Raw genomic sequence first — 17,614 nt, forward strand, 5'->3', positions numbered from 1 at the left:
ACCGGACAGTCACTCCCGGCTGTCCGGCCGCCGGTTCGCCCGGACGGCCCAGCGGCGGCGGTCCGGGGGGCGGTCCGGGGGTGGGCCGCCGGTGAGCGGCGGTCCGGGGGTGGCGAGCGGGCGGACGGGCGGGCGGACGGGCGGACCCGCGGGCCTGGCCGGCCCGCCGTCCCGTGCCGCCCGTCCCGCGCCTTCCGTACAGACATGTCCGGACATCGCCGGCCGCTCTGTGGACGATCCGCCAGTGTCCCCGGCCCGGCCGGACCCGGATCATGGCTGGGTCGGCGGACCCCACCGAGGCAGCACCCACCCCCTGCCCGCACCGCCGGACCACCGGCGGCCGTGCACCGACGCGCCGCCGCGTCGAGCCCCAGGAAGTGCCGATGCCCCACTCCCCCGCACCCGCCGCGCCGTCGATGATCGAACAGCACGGTGTGGACACCATCCCCGAGGCCGAACGCACCAGCACCCCGCGCGACGTGCTCTCGATCCTGGTCGGCTCCAACCTCGCGTTCGGCGTGGTGGTCTTCGGCTGGCTGCCGGTCTCCTTCGGCCTGTCGTTCTGGGCGAGCGTGACCTCGGTGGTGCTCGGGACGGTCCTCGGCATCGCGCTGACCGCACCGCTGGCGCTGGTCTCACTGCGGACCGCGACCAACCTCTCGACCAGCAGCGGCGCGCACTTCGGCGTACGCGGGCGGCTGATCGGCTCGGTGGTGGGGCTGCTGCTCTCGCTCGGCTACACCGCGCTGTCGCTCTGGGTCGGCGGGGACGTGGTGGTGGGGGCGCTGAACCGGCTCCTCGGCCTCCCCTCCGGCGGCCCCGCGTACGTGGCGACGTACACCGTGCTGGCGGCGCTGAGCGCCACGGCGGCGGTGTTCGGCTACCGGCTGATGCTGAAGCTGGAACGGTGGCTGATGTGGGCGATGTCCGCGCTGCTGCTGGCCGGCCTGGTCGCCTTCGCGCCGCACTTCGACCCCTCGGGGCACGGCAGCTACCTGCTGGGCGGGTTCTGGCCGACCTGGCTGCTGTCGGTGGTGGCGGCCGGGCTGAGCGGGCCGATCGCCTTCATCACCCTGCTCGGCGACTACACCCGGTACGTCTCGCCGGCCCGGCACAGCGGGCGCAAGGTGCTCGGGGCCACGGCGCTGGGGCTGCTGATCGGCCTGCTGGTCCCGCAGCTGTTCGGGACCTTCACGGCGATCGCGACCGGCGCCGGCGAGGACTACGTCGGGGGGCTGGTCTCCGGCGCGCCGGTCTGGTTCCTGGTGCCGCTGCTGCTCAACGGGCTGCTGGGCAGCGCCGGCAACACCGGCCTGATGCTCTACAGCATGGGCCTGGACCTGGACGCCATCCTGCCCCGGGCCACCCGTCGGCAGGCCACCTACGTGGTCGGGGCGGTGGCCGTCACCCTGGTCTTCCTGGGGCACTTCGTCTGGAACGCGCAGTCGGCGGTGACCTCCTTCGTGCTGGTGCTGACCGCGATCGGCGCCCCCTGGGCCGTGATCACCCTGATCGGCTACCGGCGCTGCCGCGGCGACTACGACCGTGCCTCGCTGCAGGTCCTCAACCGGCGCACCCGCGGGGGCGTGTACTGGTACCGCTCGGGGTGGAACGTCCCGGCCACGGCCGCCTGGGCGGCGGGCAGCGCGGTCGGCCTGTGCGCCGTGGACACCCCCGTGTACCGGGGCGTGCTGCTGCCGCTGACCGGCGGGATCGACCTGAGCTTCGTCCTGTCGGGGGCGGTGGCGGCCGTGCTGTACGTGCTGCTGTCCCGCTCCTCCCGGGGGCGCGCGGGCACCGTCCGGCCCGTACCGCTGCCCGCGGACGCACCCGTGATCGAGCCGGTGGGCGACCGGGCCTGACCCGCCGGGACCGACCGTCCCGACCCGGGGACGCGACGGGACGGGACGGCGTACCGGCCGGGCCGCCCCGGCCGGGCCGCCCCGGTCAGTCCGCCCGGGGCGCGTGCTCCGGGCGCGGCGGCGGCAGGACCGGCGCGGCCGGGGCCGCGAGCTCCGGCGCGGACTCCGGCCCGGCCGGCGTCCCGGGTTTCGCCTCCGCACCGGGCCCGGCCTCCGCCGTGGGCCCGCCCCCGGCACCGCCGGCCGCCGCCCGGGCGCCCCGGGGCGTGGCGCCCTCGAAGAAGCGCAGCAGCTCCACCGGGAACGGCAGCACCAGCGTCGAGTTCTTCTCGGCGGCCACCTCCACCACCGTCTGGAGCAGCCGCAGCTGCATCGCGGACGGCGTGTCGTCCATCATCGCGGCGGCCTGCGAGAGCTTGGCGGCGGCCTGGAACTCGCCGTCGGCGGTGATGATGCGGGCCCGCCGCTCACGGTCGGCCTCCGCCTGGCGGGCCATCGAGCGCTTCATCGAGTCGGGCAGCGCGACGTCCTTGATCTCCACCCGGTCGATGTGCACGCCCCAGCCGACCGCCGGGCTCTCCAGCATCAGCTCCAGCCCGCGGTGCAGGTTCTCCCGGCCGGAGAGCAGGTCGTCCAGCTCGCTCTTGCCGATGATGGAGCGCAGCGAGGTCTGCGCGACCTGGGACATCGCGAAGGAGTAGTTCTGCACGTCCACGGTGGCGAGCACCGGGTCGACCACCCGGAAGTAGACGACCGCGTCGACCCGGACCGAGACGTTGTCGCGGGTGATGCCCTCCTGCGCGGGCACGGGCATCGTGATGACCTGCACGTTGACCTTGCGCATCCGGTCCACCAGCGGGATCAGCAGCGCCGGGCCCGGCTGGCGGACCCGCCCGCGCACCCGGCCCAGCCGGAACACCACCCCCCGCTCGTACTGCTGCACGACCCGGAATCCGGTGGCGAACCACGCCAGTCCGAGAACCACGATGCCCACGAGTACCGCCATGTCGGCCGACCTCTCCCGCCGGCGGCGCGCCCGGGCCGGGCCCTGCCGGCCTGGCGCGGCGGGTGCGGGGCCGCGACGAAAGTATGCGCCGTCGGACGGCCGGTGCCTATGCCCCGGTACCGACTTGACGGGCCTTCGGCCGGCGGCCGCACCGGCACCCGGCGGCCCGCACCACCACGGCCGGCCCCGGCCCGGCCCGTCCGGCTCTCCCGGCCCGTCCGGTCAGGCCTGTCCTTCCGGTCAGGCCCGCCCCGGCCGGGCGACCTCGGCGAGCAGGCCCTGCCAGGCGTCGGCCACCGCCCCCAGCTCGAACCGGGGCAGCAGGTGCGCCCGGGCGGCCGCGGCGAGTGCGGGGCCCTCCCTGGCCAGCACCTTGGCGAGCGACTCGGCGAACGCGGCCGGGTCCCCCGGCGGGGCGAGCACGCCCGTCACGCCGTCCTGGACGGCGGCGCGCACCGGGCCGGTGTCCGGGGCGACCACCGGCAGCCCGGCCAGCCCGGCCTCGATCAGCACGCCCGGCACGCTCCGGACGTCGCCGGTCAGCACCAGCGCGTCGGCCGCCCGGTAGAGCGCGGCCGGGTCCGCCAGGTCGCCGAGGAAGATCGCGCGGGCACACGCGTACCGGGACTCCAGTGCGGCGCGCAGCGGCCCGTCGCCGGCCACCGCCAGCCGTACGTCCGGCATCCGGCCGACCGCGTCCAGGGCGAGGTCCAGGCGTTTCTCCCGGGTGATCGCGCCGACCCAGGCGACCAGCAGGCCTTCGGCGGGCAGGCCGAGTCCGGCCCGGGCGGCCCGCCGTTCGGCGGCGTCCCGGGCGGGCGGATAGCGTTCGGCGGAGCGGCCGTTGGGAATGGTGCGGACCACCGTGCCGGGCAGCCGGAAGCGGTCCAGCAGCGCCGTTCGGGCCTCGTCGGAGAGGGCGGTGACGGCGGCGGCGCGGTGCAGCAGGGCCCCGGTGTGCAGGCGCCGGGCGGGGCCCGCCGTCCGGCGGCCGGGCTCGCCGGAGCTGACGTGGACGAAGGGCGTACGGGTCCCGGCCAGTGCGAGGGCGCAGGCGGACAGGGTGCCGAGGCCGTGCGCGACGACGACGTCGGCGGTGCGGGCCGCGGCGCGCAGGGCCCGCAGGGTGCGCGGGTGCAGGCGGCCCGGCCCGAGCACGCCGGTCGGGGCGGCGCCCGCCGGGGGCCGCGGGCCGGGGAGTGCGCCGGGCGGCCGGGCGGCGGCCGGGCGCTCGGGGGCGCCGGGGTACCGGCCGGCGTCCGGGGACCGGCGGTCGTCCGGGTGCGGGGCCAGGGCGCGCAGGGCGGAGGCCTGTCCCCGTCGGCGCAGCTCCCGGTCGAGGTCACGGGCGAAGCTCTGCGCGCCCCGGCGGCGCGGGTCGGCGATGACGTGCAGGACCCTCGGACGGGCTCCGGCGGGCAGATGTGACGCTGCGTCGGACATGGCACCGACCTTGGCACAGGGCGCGGGGGCCGTACAGCGCCTGAACGGAAAACCGTACGGCTTCCGTCCGGTTCGGCGCTTCCGGTGCATTCGGCGCAGGAGCCGGGTAGGGTCCGCGAGTTGGGCCTGCGGGCGCGGGCAGGACCGGCGGCGGGGCGGAGCTGTCGGCGGGCCGGAGCCGGCGGCGGGGCAGGACCGTCGCGCGGCACCCGGACGGACGCGCGCACCCCGCGCGGGTCCCGGGCGCCCGGGTCCCGCGCGGTGCGCGCCCGGCCCGCACCGGGCCGCACGGCACACCAGGAGAGTCGCGCGCCCCCGTATGCGCCCCCGGCCGCCCCTGCCCGCGCCGCCCCGGTGCCCCCACTGCCTCCCCCGGGCAGGCCCTAATCCCTGGCGGGCGGCGCGCCCCAGCTGCGATGCTGATCCACACTCAGGGCGCCGGCCGGCACGGGAGACCGGCCGCGCCCCGGATCCCCGGGGGTTGGCCAGTGCACGTGCTCTATGTGATCGACAGCCTGGAGCGGGTCGGCGGCGCCGAGCAGAGCCTGGCCGCGATGGCCCCGCAACTGGTGCGCTCGGGCGTGCGGTTGGACGTCGCGTACCTCGGCGAGTCGCCTGGCGGACTGCAGGCGGAACTGACCCTGGCCGGCGCCGGGGTGTTCGGCGTGCACCACGGCACCGGCGCCGGGACGGCCGCCGCGCTGCGCAAACTCGTCCGCGAGCGCCGCCCGGACCTGGTGCACACCACCCGGTACCGGTCGGACGTGCTCGGCCGGGCGGCGGCGCTGGCGGCCGGCACCCCGGTGGTCTCCAGCCTCGTCGACTCCGTGTACGGACCGGAGCACCTGCGGACCCGCGGCCTCAGCCCGTGGAAGGTCCGGGCCGCCCAGGCGGTCGACGCCGCGACGGCCCAGGGCACCCGGCGCTTCCACGCGCTGACCCGGCACGTGGCCGCCGCGATGTCCCGCCGGCTGCGGATCCGGGCGGACCGGATCGACGTCGTCCCCCGCGGGCGGGACCCGGAACTGCTCGGCACCGTCACGCCGGAGCGCCGCGGCGCCGTCCGCGCCGGCCTCGGCCTCGCGGACGACGTGCCGGTGGTGCTGGCGGCGGCCCGTCAGCAGTACCGCAAGGGACTGGACATACTCCTGGAGGCCTGGCCGCAGGTACGCCGGGAGGTGCCGGGGGCGGTGCTGCTGCTGGCCGGTGACGAGGGCCCCGAGAGCGCCCGGCTGCGGGCCCTCGCCGGGAGCGCCGGGGACGTCCGCTTCCTCGGCCCGCGCGGGGACGTCTTCGACCTGATGGCCGCCGCCGACGCCTTCGCCGTGCCGTCCCGCCGGGAGGGCCTGGGCGGCACCGCGATCGAGGCGATGGGCGTCGGCGTGCCGCTGGTCTGTGCCGACGTGCCGGCCCTGCGCGAGACGGTCGGCTCGGGCGACTACGCCCTGCTGGTCGCCCCCGAGCGGCCGGCCGCGCTGGCGGCGGCGCTGGCGGAGGCGCTGGACGACCGGGCGGCGGCGGGGGTGCGGGCCAAGTCGGCGAGAGCGCGGTTCCTGACCGCCTTCACCCTCCATCAGGTGACCGGTCAGATGGTGCAGTTCTACGAGCGGTCGCTGCGGCTGCGCAGCGTCTGAGCCGGGCACCGGACGTCCGCCCCGGGCGGAGCGTTCGAGCCGGGCCGACGATGGTCCGGGCCGGGCCCGGCAGGGCCCACGGGGGCGCCGGCACGTCCCGTCGCGGGGCGGCCGCCGCCCGGCCGGTTGGCATGCCCAGGACGGTCTGCCGGCCCGGCGCGCCGGATGCCCCAACGCGCCCTCCGAGAATCGCCAAAGCGGTTGCGCCCCACCGCGCGGACGGCAAGCATCGCAGAGGGATCCGGACGGCCGACAGGGGTGGACCGACCGGCGGGTGGGGGTGAGGGCCGCGGCGTTCCGCGCGCCGGGGCATGCCCGCCCACGGGTCGGTCCCGCGCGGCCGCGCCGGGCTGTCCGGGCACCGACGCCCGCCGGCAGCCCCCGGCGCCCACCGGCCCGGGGCTCCGCCGCGGCACCGGTACCACCGCTCCCGGCGCGGGGTTCCGCTGCGCCACGGCACCACCAACGCGAGGGGATCCCATCGGTGGAACCGGCCAACCACCCGACCGCGCCGGATCGTGACGACCGCCGGCCGGCCGGCCACGCACCCGAGGGGGGTCGCCGGCCCGCCGCCGCCGTCCCGGCCGGCACCCCGCTGCCACCTGCCGCCGCCGGCCGCCGCGGGCGCTCCGGGCGGCCGGCGGGCGGACGCGCTCAGCGGCCCGCCCGCCCCTCACCCGGGACGGGGCCCCGGTGAGCCCGCGCCGCACCCGGATCCTCTGGCTGGCCAGGGACCTCGGGGCGGACGGGGCCGCGCAGGCGCTGGCCGACCGCGCCCGGCACGCCGACACCGCCCGCTTCGAGATCGAGGTCGCGTACCTGCTGCCGGGCCGGGACCCGCTCGTCCCCGCGCTGGAGCGGGCCGGCCTGCGGGTGCACCACCTGGCCGGCGCGCCCGGCTCTCCTCGCACCCCCGGCACCACCGGCGCCACCGGCCGGACGGACCCGCGCTGGCCCTGGCACCTGCGCCGGCTGCTCGCCGAACGCCGGTACGGGCTGCTGCACACCCACACGCCCGTCCCGGCCGCCGCCGCGCGGCTGCTCGCCCTCGGGCGCAACGCCCCCCGGCTGGTGCACTCCGAGCAGAGCCCGTGGGGCCCCGGGCGCCTCGTCACCAGTTGGGCCGACGCCCTGACGTACCGTCGCAACGACGCCGTGATCGCCGGCTCGCGCGCCGTCGGCCGGTCCGTCCCGGCCGGGCGGCGCGCCGGCGACCGGGTCACCGTCGTCCTCCAGGCCCCGGACCTCACGGACGCCGGCGCCGGCCCGGCCGCCAGGGCCGCCGCCCGGGCCCGACTCGGCCTGCCCGCCGACGCCCTGGTGATCGGCACGGTGTCCGGCCGCACAGCCGGCGAGGACCAGGCCACTTTGCTCACCGCGTACGCCGGGCTGCGCCGCACCGGGCCGGACACCCGGCTGGTGCTGATCGGCGGCGGCCCGTCGGAGCCGCGACTGCGCGACCTGGCGGCCGGACTCGGCCTCACCGACGTGGTGTTCGCCGGCTTCCGGCCGGACGTCCCGGCCCTGCTGCCCGCCCTGGACGTGTTCGCCCTCGGCTCCCCGCAACCGGGCCCGCCGGCCGCCCTGCTGGCGGCCATGACCTGCGGACTGCCGTCCGTGGCCGCCCGGGCCGGTGCGACGCCCGAGGTGCTGGACGACGGCGCGCAGGGCCTGCTGGTGCCGCCCGGCGACCCGGCCGCCCTGGGCGGCGCGCTGGCCTGGCTGCTCGCCGACGCCGCGCTGCGCGCGCGGCTGGGCGCGGCCGCCCGTGAACGGGCCGCCGGCTTCGGCGCGGCCGCCGCCCAGCGCGCGGTCGAGGCGGTCTACCGGCGGGTGTTACGACCCTGACCGGGCGCGGCCGCCAGGCCGCACATCCCATCATCGAGATCCCGAACGGCCTTCCCCCGGAAGGACCCTCCCGCGAAGGAGTTGTGAGCCGGACGTGAGCGCCCTGCCCACCCCCGCCGTGCCCGCCCCTGCACCGCCCAGCCCCGCCCTGCCCAGCCCCGCCCTGGACGCCCCGGACCTGGACACCCCGGACCTGGACACCCCGGACCTGGACACTCCGGACCGGACCCCGGCGGACCGGACGCCCGCGCCCCCGACGCCCCTGGCCGAGATGACCGTGCGCCCGCTGCGCGACGCCGACACCCCGGCGGTGCTGGAGCTGCTGGCCGCCTCCACCGCGGGCGGCCCGACCGGTGGCCGCGGCGCGGACTTCTTCGCCTGGAAGCACCGGCGCAGCCCGTTCGGGGCCAGCCCCGGCCTGGTCGCCGAGGCCCCCGACGGGCGGGTGGCGGGGGTGCGGCTGTTCCTGCGCTGGGAGTGGTACGACGCGGCGGCCGGCCGCACGGTCCGCGCGGTGCGGCCGGTGGACACCGCCACCCGTCCGGGCTTCCGAGGGCGCGGGATCTTCCGCCGGCTCACCCAGGACCTCCTCGAACAGGTCGCCGGCGAGGCCGAGTTGGTGTTCAACACCCCGAACGGCAGCAGTCTGCCCGGCTACCGGGCGATGGGCTGGAGCGAACTCGGCCAGGTCCCGGTGGCGCTGCGCCCGGTGCACACGGCGGCCTTCGCCCGCGGCGCCCGGGCGGCCCGGGCCCGGCGGCCCACCGACCGGGAGGTGCCGGTGCGGTGCTCGCTGCCGACGGCCGCCGACTGGTTCGCCTCCCAACCCGACTGCACGGCAGGGCCGTTGGCCGAACTGCTGGCCGAGCGGGCGGCCGCCGACCGGTCCGACCCGCGGCTCGCGGTGGCCCGGACCCCGGAGTTCCTGCGCTGGCGGTACGGTGACGCGCCCGGCCTGGACTACCGGGTGCTGACCTGCCGGCGCGGCGAGGAGCTGACCGGGCTGGCGTTCGGGCGGCCCCGGCGGCGCGGGCCGCTCACCGAGTTCACCCTGGCCGACATCCTGGTCCGCCCCGGCGACCGGGTCACCGCCGCGCGGCTGCTGCGGGCCGCCGCCCGCTCCGGCTGCGACCACGTCGCCACCCACCTCTCCCCCGGCACCGAGGCCGCCCGGACGGCGCTGCGCAGCGGGTACCTGACCGCCCCGCGGACCGGGATGACGCTGGCGGCGCGCGGCACCGCCGGCCCGCTGCCCGCCGGGCTCACCCTGGCGTCGTGGCGGTTCAGCCTGGGCGACCTGGAGGCGTTCTGACCGTCCGGCCCGACCCCCGGCGCCTCGCCCCCGGGAGGCCGCAGGGCACGCGCTTTCGAGCCCCGGACCTCGGTGCGCCTGTTACGCGGATCGGGTGAACTCGGTTGGACCACAAGCATGTTGAGTGGGCAGTATGACGCTCCGGAGGGCCTCGGCCCACCACCCTCACCAGGTCGGCCCGCCGGGACCACGCATCGGAACCGCCGGAACGCCGCCCTCAGCACGGATTTGGAGTCAGCCCGGTGTTCAAGGGATTCCGCAGCTTCCTGCTGCGCGGGAACGTGGTGGACCTCGCGGTCGGCATCGTCATCGGCGCGGCCTTCACCGCCGTGGTCACCGGCTTCGTCACGGCCTTCCTGACCCCGCTCATCGGCGTCGCCACGGGTGCGGTCGGCGACTTCACCAAGAAGACCTTCGAGGTCGGCGGCACCAGCTTCCCCTACGGCGTTTTCGTCAACGCCCTGATCAGCTTCGTCCTGGTGGCGGCGGTGATCTACTTCGTGGTGGTGGTCCCGGTCGGCCGGCTGCAGTCCCGGTTCGAGTCGGCCAAGCCGGTGCCGGTCGCCAAGGCCGACTGCCCGGAGTGCCTGAGCCCCGTCCCGACCGCGGCGGTCCGCTGCTCCTTCTGCACCTCGGAGCTGGCCGGCCGGACGGGCTTCCCGGCGCAGCCGCTGCAGCGGCACTGACCGCGCCCACCAGCGGGCTTTCCGTCCGGGCCCCCGCCTCCGGCATCCGCCGGGCCGGGGGCCCCGGCCGATGCCGGCCACACCGCACGGGAGGGGCACTCCCGGTCGAACGGGTGGTCGAGTCCCAGGGGGCGGACATTCGGCCACCCGAATCGTGTTCGAGCGGTCGCTCGGCGTGCCCGGCTGGCCTGAAGTCGACGCCGATATGTCGGATCTTCCTACTTTCGAGACCTTTGTGCGAGCGAAGAGTGTGTAAACACTTGAACTGCCCGCCCTCCCACTCTCCTCAGCAGGCACATTGTGGGCTTACCGTATGCCCCATGACCTCGCCCCGCTCCTACGACGGAGTCGGCTACCCCTCTCCGTCCTTCTCCTCCGGCACGCCCATCTACGACAGCCTCGTCGCAGAACGCGGTGTCCCGCAGATCGCGCCCATCAACGTGCCGGCGGCCCTGCCCCCGGCGCTCTCCACCGGCTACGGCTCGGGTCTCGGCCCGTCCTACGAGAGCCGGTACTCCACCGGGTACGAGAGCTCCGGCAGCAACCTGCCCGCTCTGCCGCCCGCCCGGCTCGCCCTCGGCCCCGGGCCGAGCAGCAGCCCGGGCGCCGGCCCCGCCACCTCCTACATCCCGGCGCAGCCCAGCTACGCCTCGGTGCCGCAGCCGCCGGTGCCGGGCTACGGCGGCCCGCCGCAGCCGTTCCGGCCGCAGGCCCCGATGCCCGGCGGCTTCCAGCAGCCGGCGCCCGCGTACCAGTCCGGCGGCCAGAGCTTCGGCGGCCAGAACACCTTCGCCACCGCCCCGCAGGGTGTCGGCGGCGGCCAGCCGTTCGGCGCGCAGGCCCAGCAGGGCTTCAACGGGCAGGGCTTCGGCGGGCAGTCGTTCGGCGGGCAGCAGTCCTTCACCGGGCAGGGCCCGGCCGGCCAGGGCTTCCAGAACCAGTCCGACCAGAGCTTCGGCGGCAACCAGCTGCGCCCCGCCGTCTCCCCGGTCGCGCCGGTCCGCCCGATGCAGCCGCAGCGCCCCGCGCCCTACGGCGAGCAGGGCCAGTACGCCCAGCCCGGCTACCAGTCCCAGGGCCAGGCCTACTGAACCCAGCCCCTGGTCCCACCCGCACCACCTGAGCACACCCCGGCGCGACGAAGAGCCGGGCGTACGGAGAAACGGGTCATCCACGGACCGTCCGGACCACCGCCACCGCGGTGTCCGGACGGTCCGTGCGCGTTTTCCGGCCGCGCCGCGCCGCGCCGCCGCAGAGCACCGCCGCCGCCCGTACCCCGCACGACCCGCCCCCGCCCCGCGCGCCCCCGCCCCCGCCCCGCGCGCCCCCGCCTCCGCCCGCTACCGACCGCCCGGACCCCGCTCCGCCCCGGCGCACCGCTCCGCGCCGCACGCTGGCAGGATGGTGGAATGCCACAGTTGACCGGACTCCACGTCTACCCCGTCAAGTCCACCTACCGGTTGAGCCCGGACAGTGCCCGGGTGGAACCCTGGGGCCTGGCCGGTGACCGGCGCTGGATGCTGGTGGACCCCACCGGCCGCTTCGTCAGCCAGCGGGAGCGGCCCGAGCTCGGCCAACTGCGCACGCTCCCCGCCGAGGACGGCACCCTCACCCTGCGGACGCCCGACGGCGCCGGCGTCGAGGTGCCGCCGCCGTCCGCCGCCCGGCAGGACCGGCTCGCCGAGGTCGAGGTCTGGGGCACCCGGTTCCGGGCCGCCGAGGCCGACGACAAGACGCAGGCCTGGATCGCCGAGAACATCGGGGACTTCCGCCTGGTGCACCTGGACGACCCGCGCCGGCGGCCGGTCGACCCCGAGTGGGCCGGGCCGGGCGAGACGGTCTCGATGGCCGACGGGTTCCCGCTGCTGCTCACCGCCACCGCCTCGCTGGCGCGGCTGAACGAGCTGATCGCCGCCGAGAACCCCGAGGACGGCGGGCAGCAGCTGCCGATGACCCGGTTCCGCCCCAACCTGGTGGTCGACGGCACCGAGGCCTGGGAGGAGGACACCTGGCGCCGGATCCGGATCGGCGAGCTGACCTTCAAGGTGGTCAAGCCCTGCGGGCGTTGCGTGGTCACCACCACCGACCAGGAGACCGGCGTCCGGACCGGCAAGGAACCGCTGCGCACCCTGGCCCGGCACAACCGGCTGCTGCAGAAGGCCTCCTTCGGGCAGAACCTGATCCCCGAACGACCCGAGGGGGTGCGCGGCGACGTGCTCGGCACCCTGCGGCTGGGCGACCCGGTCACCGTGCTGGAGACCGGCCCGCGCTGGCCGGCCGGCGCCCTGACCTGAGCGGATGCCCCCGGTCCTGCCGCCCGGCCCCGGGCCGGGGCCGGCTCCGGCGGCGCCCGCCGGCCCGCCCGGAACGGAAACTCCCCGGGCTCGTTGACCTCAGGGACGCGCGGTCGGCCCGGCCGGACCGCGCGAGCGCGCTACGGTGGGCGGACGCCCGCGCGCCAGGTCGCGCGCCGGCTCGACAACAGCTCGACAACAGCGGGCCCGACGACAGCCGGGCCGGGCCGTGGTGGGCCCGGCGGGATCGCGCCCGGTGAGCCCGGGCCCGGTGACCCCGGGCCGACGAAGGTGGGCCGACGAAGGTGGGGATGGCGGAGCGTCATGGCTGAGCACAGGGTCCGGGTCACACAGGACAGCGCCTCCCGGTGGCGCCGCCGCGCCGGGGAGTACGAGACGCTCACGGAGGCCCTCGCGGCCGCCGAACCGGGCGACACCGTGACCGTCCGGCCCGGCACGTTCCGGGAGAACCTGGTGCTGGACAAGGCCGTCACCGTCGTCCCCGCCGAGGGCCCGGGCAGCGTCCGGATCGACCCGCCGTCCGGGGTGCCGCTCACCGTCACCGCCGCCGCCACCGTGCGCGGCCTGGTGATCGAGGGCAACGACAGCTCCGCCCCCGCCGTGCTGGTCACCGGCCTCGGCGCGGCCGCGCTGCTGACCGGCTGCCGGGTGGACACCCGCTCGGCCGTCGGCATCGAGATCGTCGACGGCGCCCGGCCCGCACTCAGCGGCTGCGTGGTCAGCAACCCGTCCGGCCTCGGCCTGCGGCTGCGCGGCGAGGGCACCGCCGCCGTGTTCGAGGACTGCGAGGTGGCCGACGCCGGCCAGGCCGGGCTCGCCGTGCTCGGCGGCGCCACCGCGGCGCTGCTGCGCTGCAAGCTGCACCACGCCGGCGGGGCCGGGGTGCTGCTCACCGACCCGGGCAGCGCGGCCGAGCTCACCGGCTGCGAGATCTACGAGATCCGCGGCAGCGGGGTGCAGGCCGAGTCGCACGCGGACGGCCGGCTCACCGACTGCGACATCCACCGGGTCACCGGCAACGGCCTCACCCTGGACGGCGAGGCCGAGCTGACCCTCACCGGCTGCCGGGTGCACGACCTGCCGGAGAACGGCGCCGACCTGCGCGGACGGGCCCGGCTGACCATGACGCACACCACCGTCCGGGACTTCGGGCGCGGCGCCCTGTCGGTCTGGGACCTGGGCACCACGGCGGTCGCCGAGTCCTGCGAGATCCACAGCAGCGGCGGCGACTACCCGGCGCTCTGGGTCAGCGACGGCGCCCGGCTGACCCTCACCGACTGCTCGCTGCACGACCTGCCGGACGCGCTGTTCGTGCTGGACCGGGAGTCCCGGGCGACCGCCGAGGACTGCTCGTTCAGCCGGATCCGGAGCTCGGCGGTCTCGGTCAGCGGCGGCGCGACCGTCGCGCTGTCCGGCTGCCGGGTCCAGGAGGCCGGTACCGGGTTCTGGTTCCGCGACCACGGCAGCGGCGGAGTGCTCACCGGCTGCGAGATCTCCGAGGTCGCCACCGGGGTGATCGTCACCAAGGGGGCCGACCCGGTGCTGCGCGACTGCGCGGTCCGCGGCAGCGCCGAGGCCGCCGTCTACATCTCCGCCCAGGGGCGCGGCACCTTCGAGGACTGCCGGGTCTCGCACGGCAAGGGCTTCGGCTTCCACATCATCGACGGCTGCCGGACCGCCCTGACCCGCTGCCGGGCCGAGCAGAACCAGCGGGCCGGCTTCGAGTTCTCCGAGCCGGGGCCGGTGGTCGAGCACTGCACCTCGGACGACGTCGCGCCGGCCCACGCCGCACCGCCCGCCGCCGCCCCGGCGACCGCGCTGCCGCCGCCCCGCACCGCCCGGCTGACCAGCGCGGCGCCGCCCGCCGAGGCCGCCGTGATCACCGCGATCCCGGACTGCCGCCCGGCCGACGAGGCGCTCGCCGAGCTGGACGCGCTGGTGGGCCTGGCCACCGTCAAGCAGGAGGTGCGCACCCTGATCGACCTGATCGCGGTCGGCCGGCGCCGCCGGCAGGCCGGCCTGAAGGCGCCCTCGCTCCGCCGCCACCTGGTCTTCACCGGCGCCCCCGGCACCGGCAAGACCACCGTCGCCCGGCTGTACGGGGAGATCCTCGCCTCGCTGGGCGTGCTGCAGCGCGGCCACCTGGTGGAGGTGGCCCGGGTGGACCTGGTCGGCGAGCACATCGGCTCGACCGCGATCCGCACCGCCGCCGCCTTCGACCGCGCCCGCGGCGGGGTGCTCTTCATCGACGAGGCGTACGCGCTGTCGCCCGAGGACGGTGCCCGGGACTTCGGCCGCGAGGCGATCGACACCCTGGTGAAGCTGATGGAGGACCACCGGGACGAGGTGGTGGTGATCGTGGCCGGCTACACCCTGGAGATGGAGCGCTTCCTCTCCGCCAACCCCGGTGTCTCCTCGCGCTTCTCCCGCACCATCACCTTCCCCGACTACACCGCCGACGAGCTGCTGGAGATCGCCCGCTCGCAGTGCGCCGAGCACGAGTACGCCCTCGCCGAGGAGACCGAGGGGGCGCTGCTCGTCCACTTCGCCGGGCTGGAGCGCGGCCCCGGTTTCGGCAACGGCCGCACCGCCCGGCAGGTCTTCGAGACGATGGTCGAGCGGCACGCCATGCGGGTGGCCCACCTGGCCGACCCGTCCACCGAGGAGCTGCAACTGCTCGTCCCGGCCGACCTGCCGGGGGCCGGCGGCCGGTAGCCGCCGCGGCCGGCCGGGAATTCGGTCGCCCGGGCGGCGGCGGTCCCGTACGTTGCGGCCATGTCAGAACTTCGCACCGAACGCCTCCTGCTGCGCCAGTGGCAGGACACCGACCTGGGCCCCTGGGCGGCGATGAACGCCGACCCCGAGGTCCGCGAGCACTTCCCCGAGGTGCTCACCCCCGAGCAGAGCGCCGCCTCGATGGCCGCTTTCCGGGCCGGGCTCACCGAACGCGGCTGGGGCTGGTGGGCCGTCGAGGTGGCGGCCACCGGCGAGTTCGTCGGTTTCGCCGGCCTCGACCCGGTGGACGAGGGCCTGCCCTTCACCGGGGTGGAGATCGGCTGGCGGCTGACCCGCCCGGCCTGGGGGCACGGCTACGCCACCGAGGCGGCCCTGGCCGTCCTGGACTTCGGCTTCCGGACGCTCGAACTGCCCGAGATCCTGGCGGTGACCACCGCCGGCAACCACCGCTCCCGGGCCGTGATGCGACGGATCGGCATGACCTACGACCCCGCCGACGACTTCGCCGACCCGGAGGTGCCGTCGGGCCCGCTGCGCGACGCCGTGCTGTACCGGATCCGCCCGTAGGGCCGGCGCCGGTGGGCCCGGCGCGGTCCTTCGCCACGCCTCCGGCGGCGCGGACCGGCGCCGGGCCCACCGGGGCGATCCGGTCCACCGGCCGGTGAACGCCCGTGCGAGGATGGCCCGAACACCTGACCCACCACGGAGAGGCGGACGCGGGCGGATGGCGGACAACAGCAATCTGCTGGCCGAACAGCGGCGGGCGCTGATCCTGGACGAGGTCCGGCGGCGTGGCGGGGTGCGGGTCAACGAGCTCACCCGACGGCTCAAGGTCTCGGACATGACGATCCGGCGGGACCTGGACGCCCTGGCCCGGACCGGCGTGCTGGAGAAGGTGCACGGCGGCGCCGTGCCGGCCGAGGCCGCCCGGACGCACGAGCCCGGCTTCGAGGCGAAGTCCGCGCTGGAGCTGTCCGCCAAGGAGGAGATCGCCCGGGCGGCGGCCGCCCTGGTGGCGCCCGGCTCGGCCGTCGCGATCTCCGGCGGGACGACCACCCACGCGCTGGCCGCGCACCTGACCGGTGTCGAGCGGCTGACCGTGGTGACCAACTCCGTCCCGGTCTCGGAGATCTTCGAACGGGCCCGGCGCGCCGGGGAGGGCGCCGGTGCGACGGTGGTGCTCACCGGCGGGGTGCGGACGCCGTCCGACTCGCTGGTCGGCCCGGTTGCCGACCGCACGATCCGCTCGATGCGCTTCGACCTGCTCTTCCTCGGCACGCACGGCCTGTCCGCCGAGGCGGGCCTGTCCACCCCGAACATCGCCGAGGCGGAGACCAACCGGCAGTTCGTGGACTCGGCCGGCCGGGTGGTGGTGGTCGCCGACCACACCAAGTGGGGCCTGGTCGGCCTGTCGACCTTCGCCGAACTCGCCGAGGCCGACACCTGGGTGACCGACGCCGCGCTCCCGGCGGACGCCGCCCGGACGGCCCGCGAGCACGTCCGCGAAGTCCTGGTGGCCCCGGCCGGCTGAGCCCGGCCGCCCCGCTCCGCCGCCGTCCGCCGGCGCGCGGTCATCCGGCCGGCGGCGACTCCCGCAGCAGCCGGCGGACCAACAGGTCGAGCCGCTGCTCCTGGAGGCCGGGACGCAGCCGCCCGCCCCGGGTGAGCATCACCAGTCCGTGCAGGGAGGCCCAGGCGATCTCGGTGAACGCCTCCGCCTCGGCGGCGTCCGCCACCCGCCCGAACACCTGGGCCAGTTCGGCGAAGGCGGCCTTCAGCGCGGCGGGCGAATCGGCGGTGCCGAACGGCAGCTCGCTGGCCATGGTGAACATCGCGTCGTACCGGGCGGGGTTGGCGTAGGCGAACGCGCAGTAGGCGCCGGCCAGGGCGGCGAAGGCCCCGGGCGGGTCGCCGGCGGCGGCGCGGGCCGCGGCCAGGCGGGCCGCGAGCTCGGCGAAGCCCTGCTCGGCGACGGCCGCCACGATGGCGTCCTTGCCCGCGAAGTGGCTGTAGAGGACGGGTTGGCTGTACTCGATCCGCTCGGCCAGCCGCCGGGTGGTCACCGCCTCCCAGCCCTCGGCCTCGGCCAGCTCCCGCGCGGTGTCGATGATCAGCTGATGGCGTTGGGCTCGGTCGCGCTCACGGCGCTGCTGGATGGACACGAGCTGAATCCTAGCACCGCTAGACATCAGAGCAATGAATGCTCTAGCGTCGTTCTTGTTCCTAGCGATGCTAGATACCACCGGCCAGGACCGGACCACCCGGTCGGACGGCCCGAGCAAGGGGAGACCACCATGTCCGTCAAGCGCGCCCTCGCCACCGGCATCACCGTCCTGACCGGCCTCGGCATCAGCTACGTCGGCCTGAGCTACCTGCTGGACCCGGCCGCCACGGCGCCGGCCTTCGGGCTCCCCGACTGGCCGCGCGGCGGCGACGCCACCGGGTTCCTCAACGTCAAGGGCGTCCGCGACCTGGTCTCCGGCCTGGCCGTGCTCACCCTGCTCGCCACCCGGCAGCGCCGGGCCCTCGGCTGGCTGATGCTGGTCGAGTCCCTGACCCCGCTCGGCGACATGCTCGTCGTCCTGAACCACCACGGCTCGGCGGCCACCGCGTTCGGGGTGCACGGCCTGACGGCCGGCGCGGTCGCCGCGGCCGGCGTGCTGCTCCTCGGCGAGCCGCTCCGGCGCCCCGAGCCGGCCCGCGCCGGCACGGACCGGCCCACCGCCGCCGTGACGGCCTGACCCACCGAACGACGGCGGGCCGCCCCTTCGA

14 protein-coding genes are annotated in these 17,614 nt (G+C 76.8%); 11 read left to right on the forward strand and 3 right to left on the reverse strand.

Annotated elements, in window-relative coordinates:
- The first annotated feature begins 383 nt into the window (after positions 1 to 383).
- Positions 384 to 1,862, forward strand: coding sequence for a purine-cytosine permease family protein (locus IE329_RS21605; RefSeq protein WP_229927635.1), 1,479 nt, complete (start codon positions 384 to 386; stop codon positions 1,860 to 1,862).
- Between the two features lie 85 nt (positions 1,863 to 1,947).
- Here IE329_RS21605 and IE329_RS21610 read toward each other — a convergent pair whose 3' ends face one another.
- Both IE329_RS21610 and IE329_RS21615 read right to left on the reverse strand, forming a co-directional pair.
- The gene (locus tag IE329_RS21610; RefSeq protein WP_190212588.1) at positions 1,948 to 2,868 is read right to left on the reverse strand and encodes a slipin family protein; all 921 of its coding nucleotides are present in this window, start codon (positions 2,866 to 2,868) and stop codon (positions 1,948 to 1,950) included.
- Positions 2,869 to 3,108: 240 nt separating this feature from the next.
- Complete coding sequence (locus IE329_RS21615) at positions 3,109 to 4,311, reverse strand: glycosyltransferase (RefSeq protein WP_190212589.1); 1,203 nt, start codon at positions 4,309 to 4,311, stop codon at positions 3,109 to 3,111.
- Positions 4,312 to 4,799: 488 nt separating this feature from the next.
- Here IE329_RS21615 and IE329_RS21620 point away from each other — a divergent pair, with 488 nt between their 5' ends.
- The 9 genes from IE329_RS21620 (at position 4,800) to IE329_RS21660 (ending at position 16,373) form a co-directional block, all read left to right on the forward strand.
- Positions 4,800 to 5,945: a glycosyltransferase family 4 protein gene (locus tag IE329_RS21620; protein ID WP_190212590.1), complete on the forward strand. Its 1,146-nt coding sequence runs from the start codon at positions 4,800 to 4,802 to the stop codon at positions 5,943 to 5,945.
- Between the two features lie 693 nt (positions 5,946 to 6,638).
- Complete coding sequence (locus tag IE329_RS21625; RefSeq protein ID WP_190212591.1) at positions 6,639 to 7,793, forward strand: glycosyltransferase; 1,155 nt, start codon at positions 6,639 to 6,641, stop codon at positions 7,791 to 7,793.
- A 94-nt stretch (positions 7,794 to 7,887) separates the two neighbouring features.
- Positions 7,888 to 9,105: a GNAT family N-acetyltransferase gene (locus tag IE329_RS21630; protein WP_229927636.1), complete on the forward strand. Its 1,218-nt coding sequence runs from the start codon at positions 7,888 to 7,890 to the stop codon at positions 9,103 to 9,105.
- Between the two features lie 242 nt (positions 9,106 to 9,347).
- The gene (gene mscL, locus IE329_RS21635; protein ID WP_190212592.1) at positions 9,348 to 9,791 is read left to right on the forward strand and encodes a large conductance mechanosensitive channel protein MscL; all 444 of its coding nucleotides are present in this window, start codon (positions 9,348 to 9,350) and stop codon (positions 9,789 to 9,791) included.
- A 320-nt stretch (positions 9,792 to 10,111) separates the two neighbouring features.
- Positions 10,112 to 10,882, forward strand: a complete 771-nt coding sequence (locus tag IE329_RS21640; RefSeq protein ID WP_190212639.1) for a DUF6643 family protein — start codon at positions 10,112 to 10,114, stop codon at positions 10,880 to 10,882.
- A 318-nt stretch (positions 10,883 to 11,200) separates the two neighbouring features.
- Entirely contained in the window at positions 11,201 to 12,085 is an 885-nt protein-coding gene (locus tag IE329_RS21645; RefSeq protein WP_190212593.1) for an MOSC domain-containing protein, read from the forward strand.
- A gap of 324 nt (positions 12,086 to 12,409) precedes the next feature.
- A complete protein-coding gene (locus IE329_RS21650; protein ID WP_190212594.1) occupies positions 12,410 to 14,821 on the forward strand; it encodes a right-handed parallel beta-helix repeat-containing protein in 2,412 nt (803 codons plus the stop codon).
- A gap of 60 nt (positions 14,822 to 14,881) precedes the next feature.
- Positions 14,882 to 15,409 (forward strand): GNAT family N-acetyltransferase, encoded by a 528-nt coding sequence (locus IE329_RS21655; protein ID WP_190212595.1) that lies wholly within the window; start codon positions 14,882 to 14,884, stop codon positions 15,407 to 15,409.
- Positions 15,410 to 15,566: 157 nt separating this feature from the next.
- Positions 15,567 to 16,373 carry a DeoR/GlpR family DNA-binding transcription regulator gene (locus tag IE329_RS21660; RefSeq protein WP_190212596.1) on the forward strand — a complete coding sequence of 269 codons (807 nt, stop codon included), beginning with the start codon at positions 15,567 to 15,569 and terminating at the stop codon, positions 16,371 to 16,373.
- Positions 16,374 to 16,413: 40 nt separating this feature from the next.
- On the opposite strand, the gene IE329_RS21665 is transcribed toward IE329_RS21660, so the two are convergent.
- Entirely contained in the window at positions 16,414 to 17,004 is a 591-nt protein-coding gene (locus tag IE329_RS21665) for a TetR/AcrR family transcriptional regulator (protein WP_190212597.1), read from the reverse strand.
- 132 nt (positions 17,005 to 17,136) lie between these two features.
- Here IE329_RS21665 and IE329_RS21670 point away from each other — a divergent pair, with 132 nt between their 5' ends.
- The gene (locus IE329_RS21670; protein WP_190212598.1) at positions 17,137 to 17,583 is read left to right on the forward strand and encodes a DUF4267 domain-containing protein; all 447 of its coding nucleotides are present in this window, start codon (positions 17,137 to 17,139) and stop codon (positions 17,581 to 17,583) included.
- Positions 17,584 to 17,614 lie beyond the last annotated feature (31 nt).

The organism is Kitasatospora indigofera (genome assembly GCF_014655955.1).
Lineage (GTDB): Bacteria > Actinomycetota > Actinomycetes > Streptomycetales > Streptomycetaceae > Kitasatospora > Kitasatospora indigofera.

Coding starts and splice junctions, on each gene's coding strand:
- IE329_RS21650 (WP_190212594.1), top strand. CDS start 12,410: ATGGCTGAGCACAGGGTCCGGGTCACACAGGACAGCGCCTCCCGGTGG.
- IE329_RS21605 (WP_229927635.1), top strand. CDS start 384: ATGCCCCACTCCCCCGCACCCGCCGCGCCGTCGATGATCGAACAGCAC.
- IE329_RS21670 (WP_190212598.1), top strand. CDS start 17,137: ATGTCCGTCAAGCGCGCCCTCGCCACCGGCATCACCGTCCTGACCGGC.
- IE329_RS21640 (WP_190212639.1), top strand. CDS start 10,112: ATGACCTCGCCCCGCTCCTACGACGGAGTCGGCTACCCCTCTCCGTCC.
- IE329_RS21655 (WP_190212595.1), top strand. CDS start 14,882: ATGTCAGAACTTCGCACCGAACGCCTCCTGCTGCGCCAGTGGCAGGAC.
- IE329_RS21615 (WP_190212589.1), bottom strand. CDS start 4,311: ATGTCCGACGCAGCGTCACATCTGCCCGCCGGAGCCCGTCCGAGGGTC.
- IE329_RS21645 (WP_190212593.1), top strand. CDS start 11,201: ATGCCACAGTTGACCGGACTCCACGTCTACCCCGTCAAGTCCACCTAC.
- IE329_RS21610 (WP_190212588.1), bottom strand. CDS start 2,868: ATGGCGGTACTCGTGGGCATCGTGGTTCTCGGACTGGCGTGGTTCGCC.
- IE329_RS21660 (WP_190212596.1), top strand. CDS start 15,567: ATGGCGGACAACAGCAATCTGCTGGCCGAACAGCGGCGGGCGCTGATC.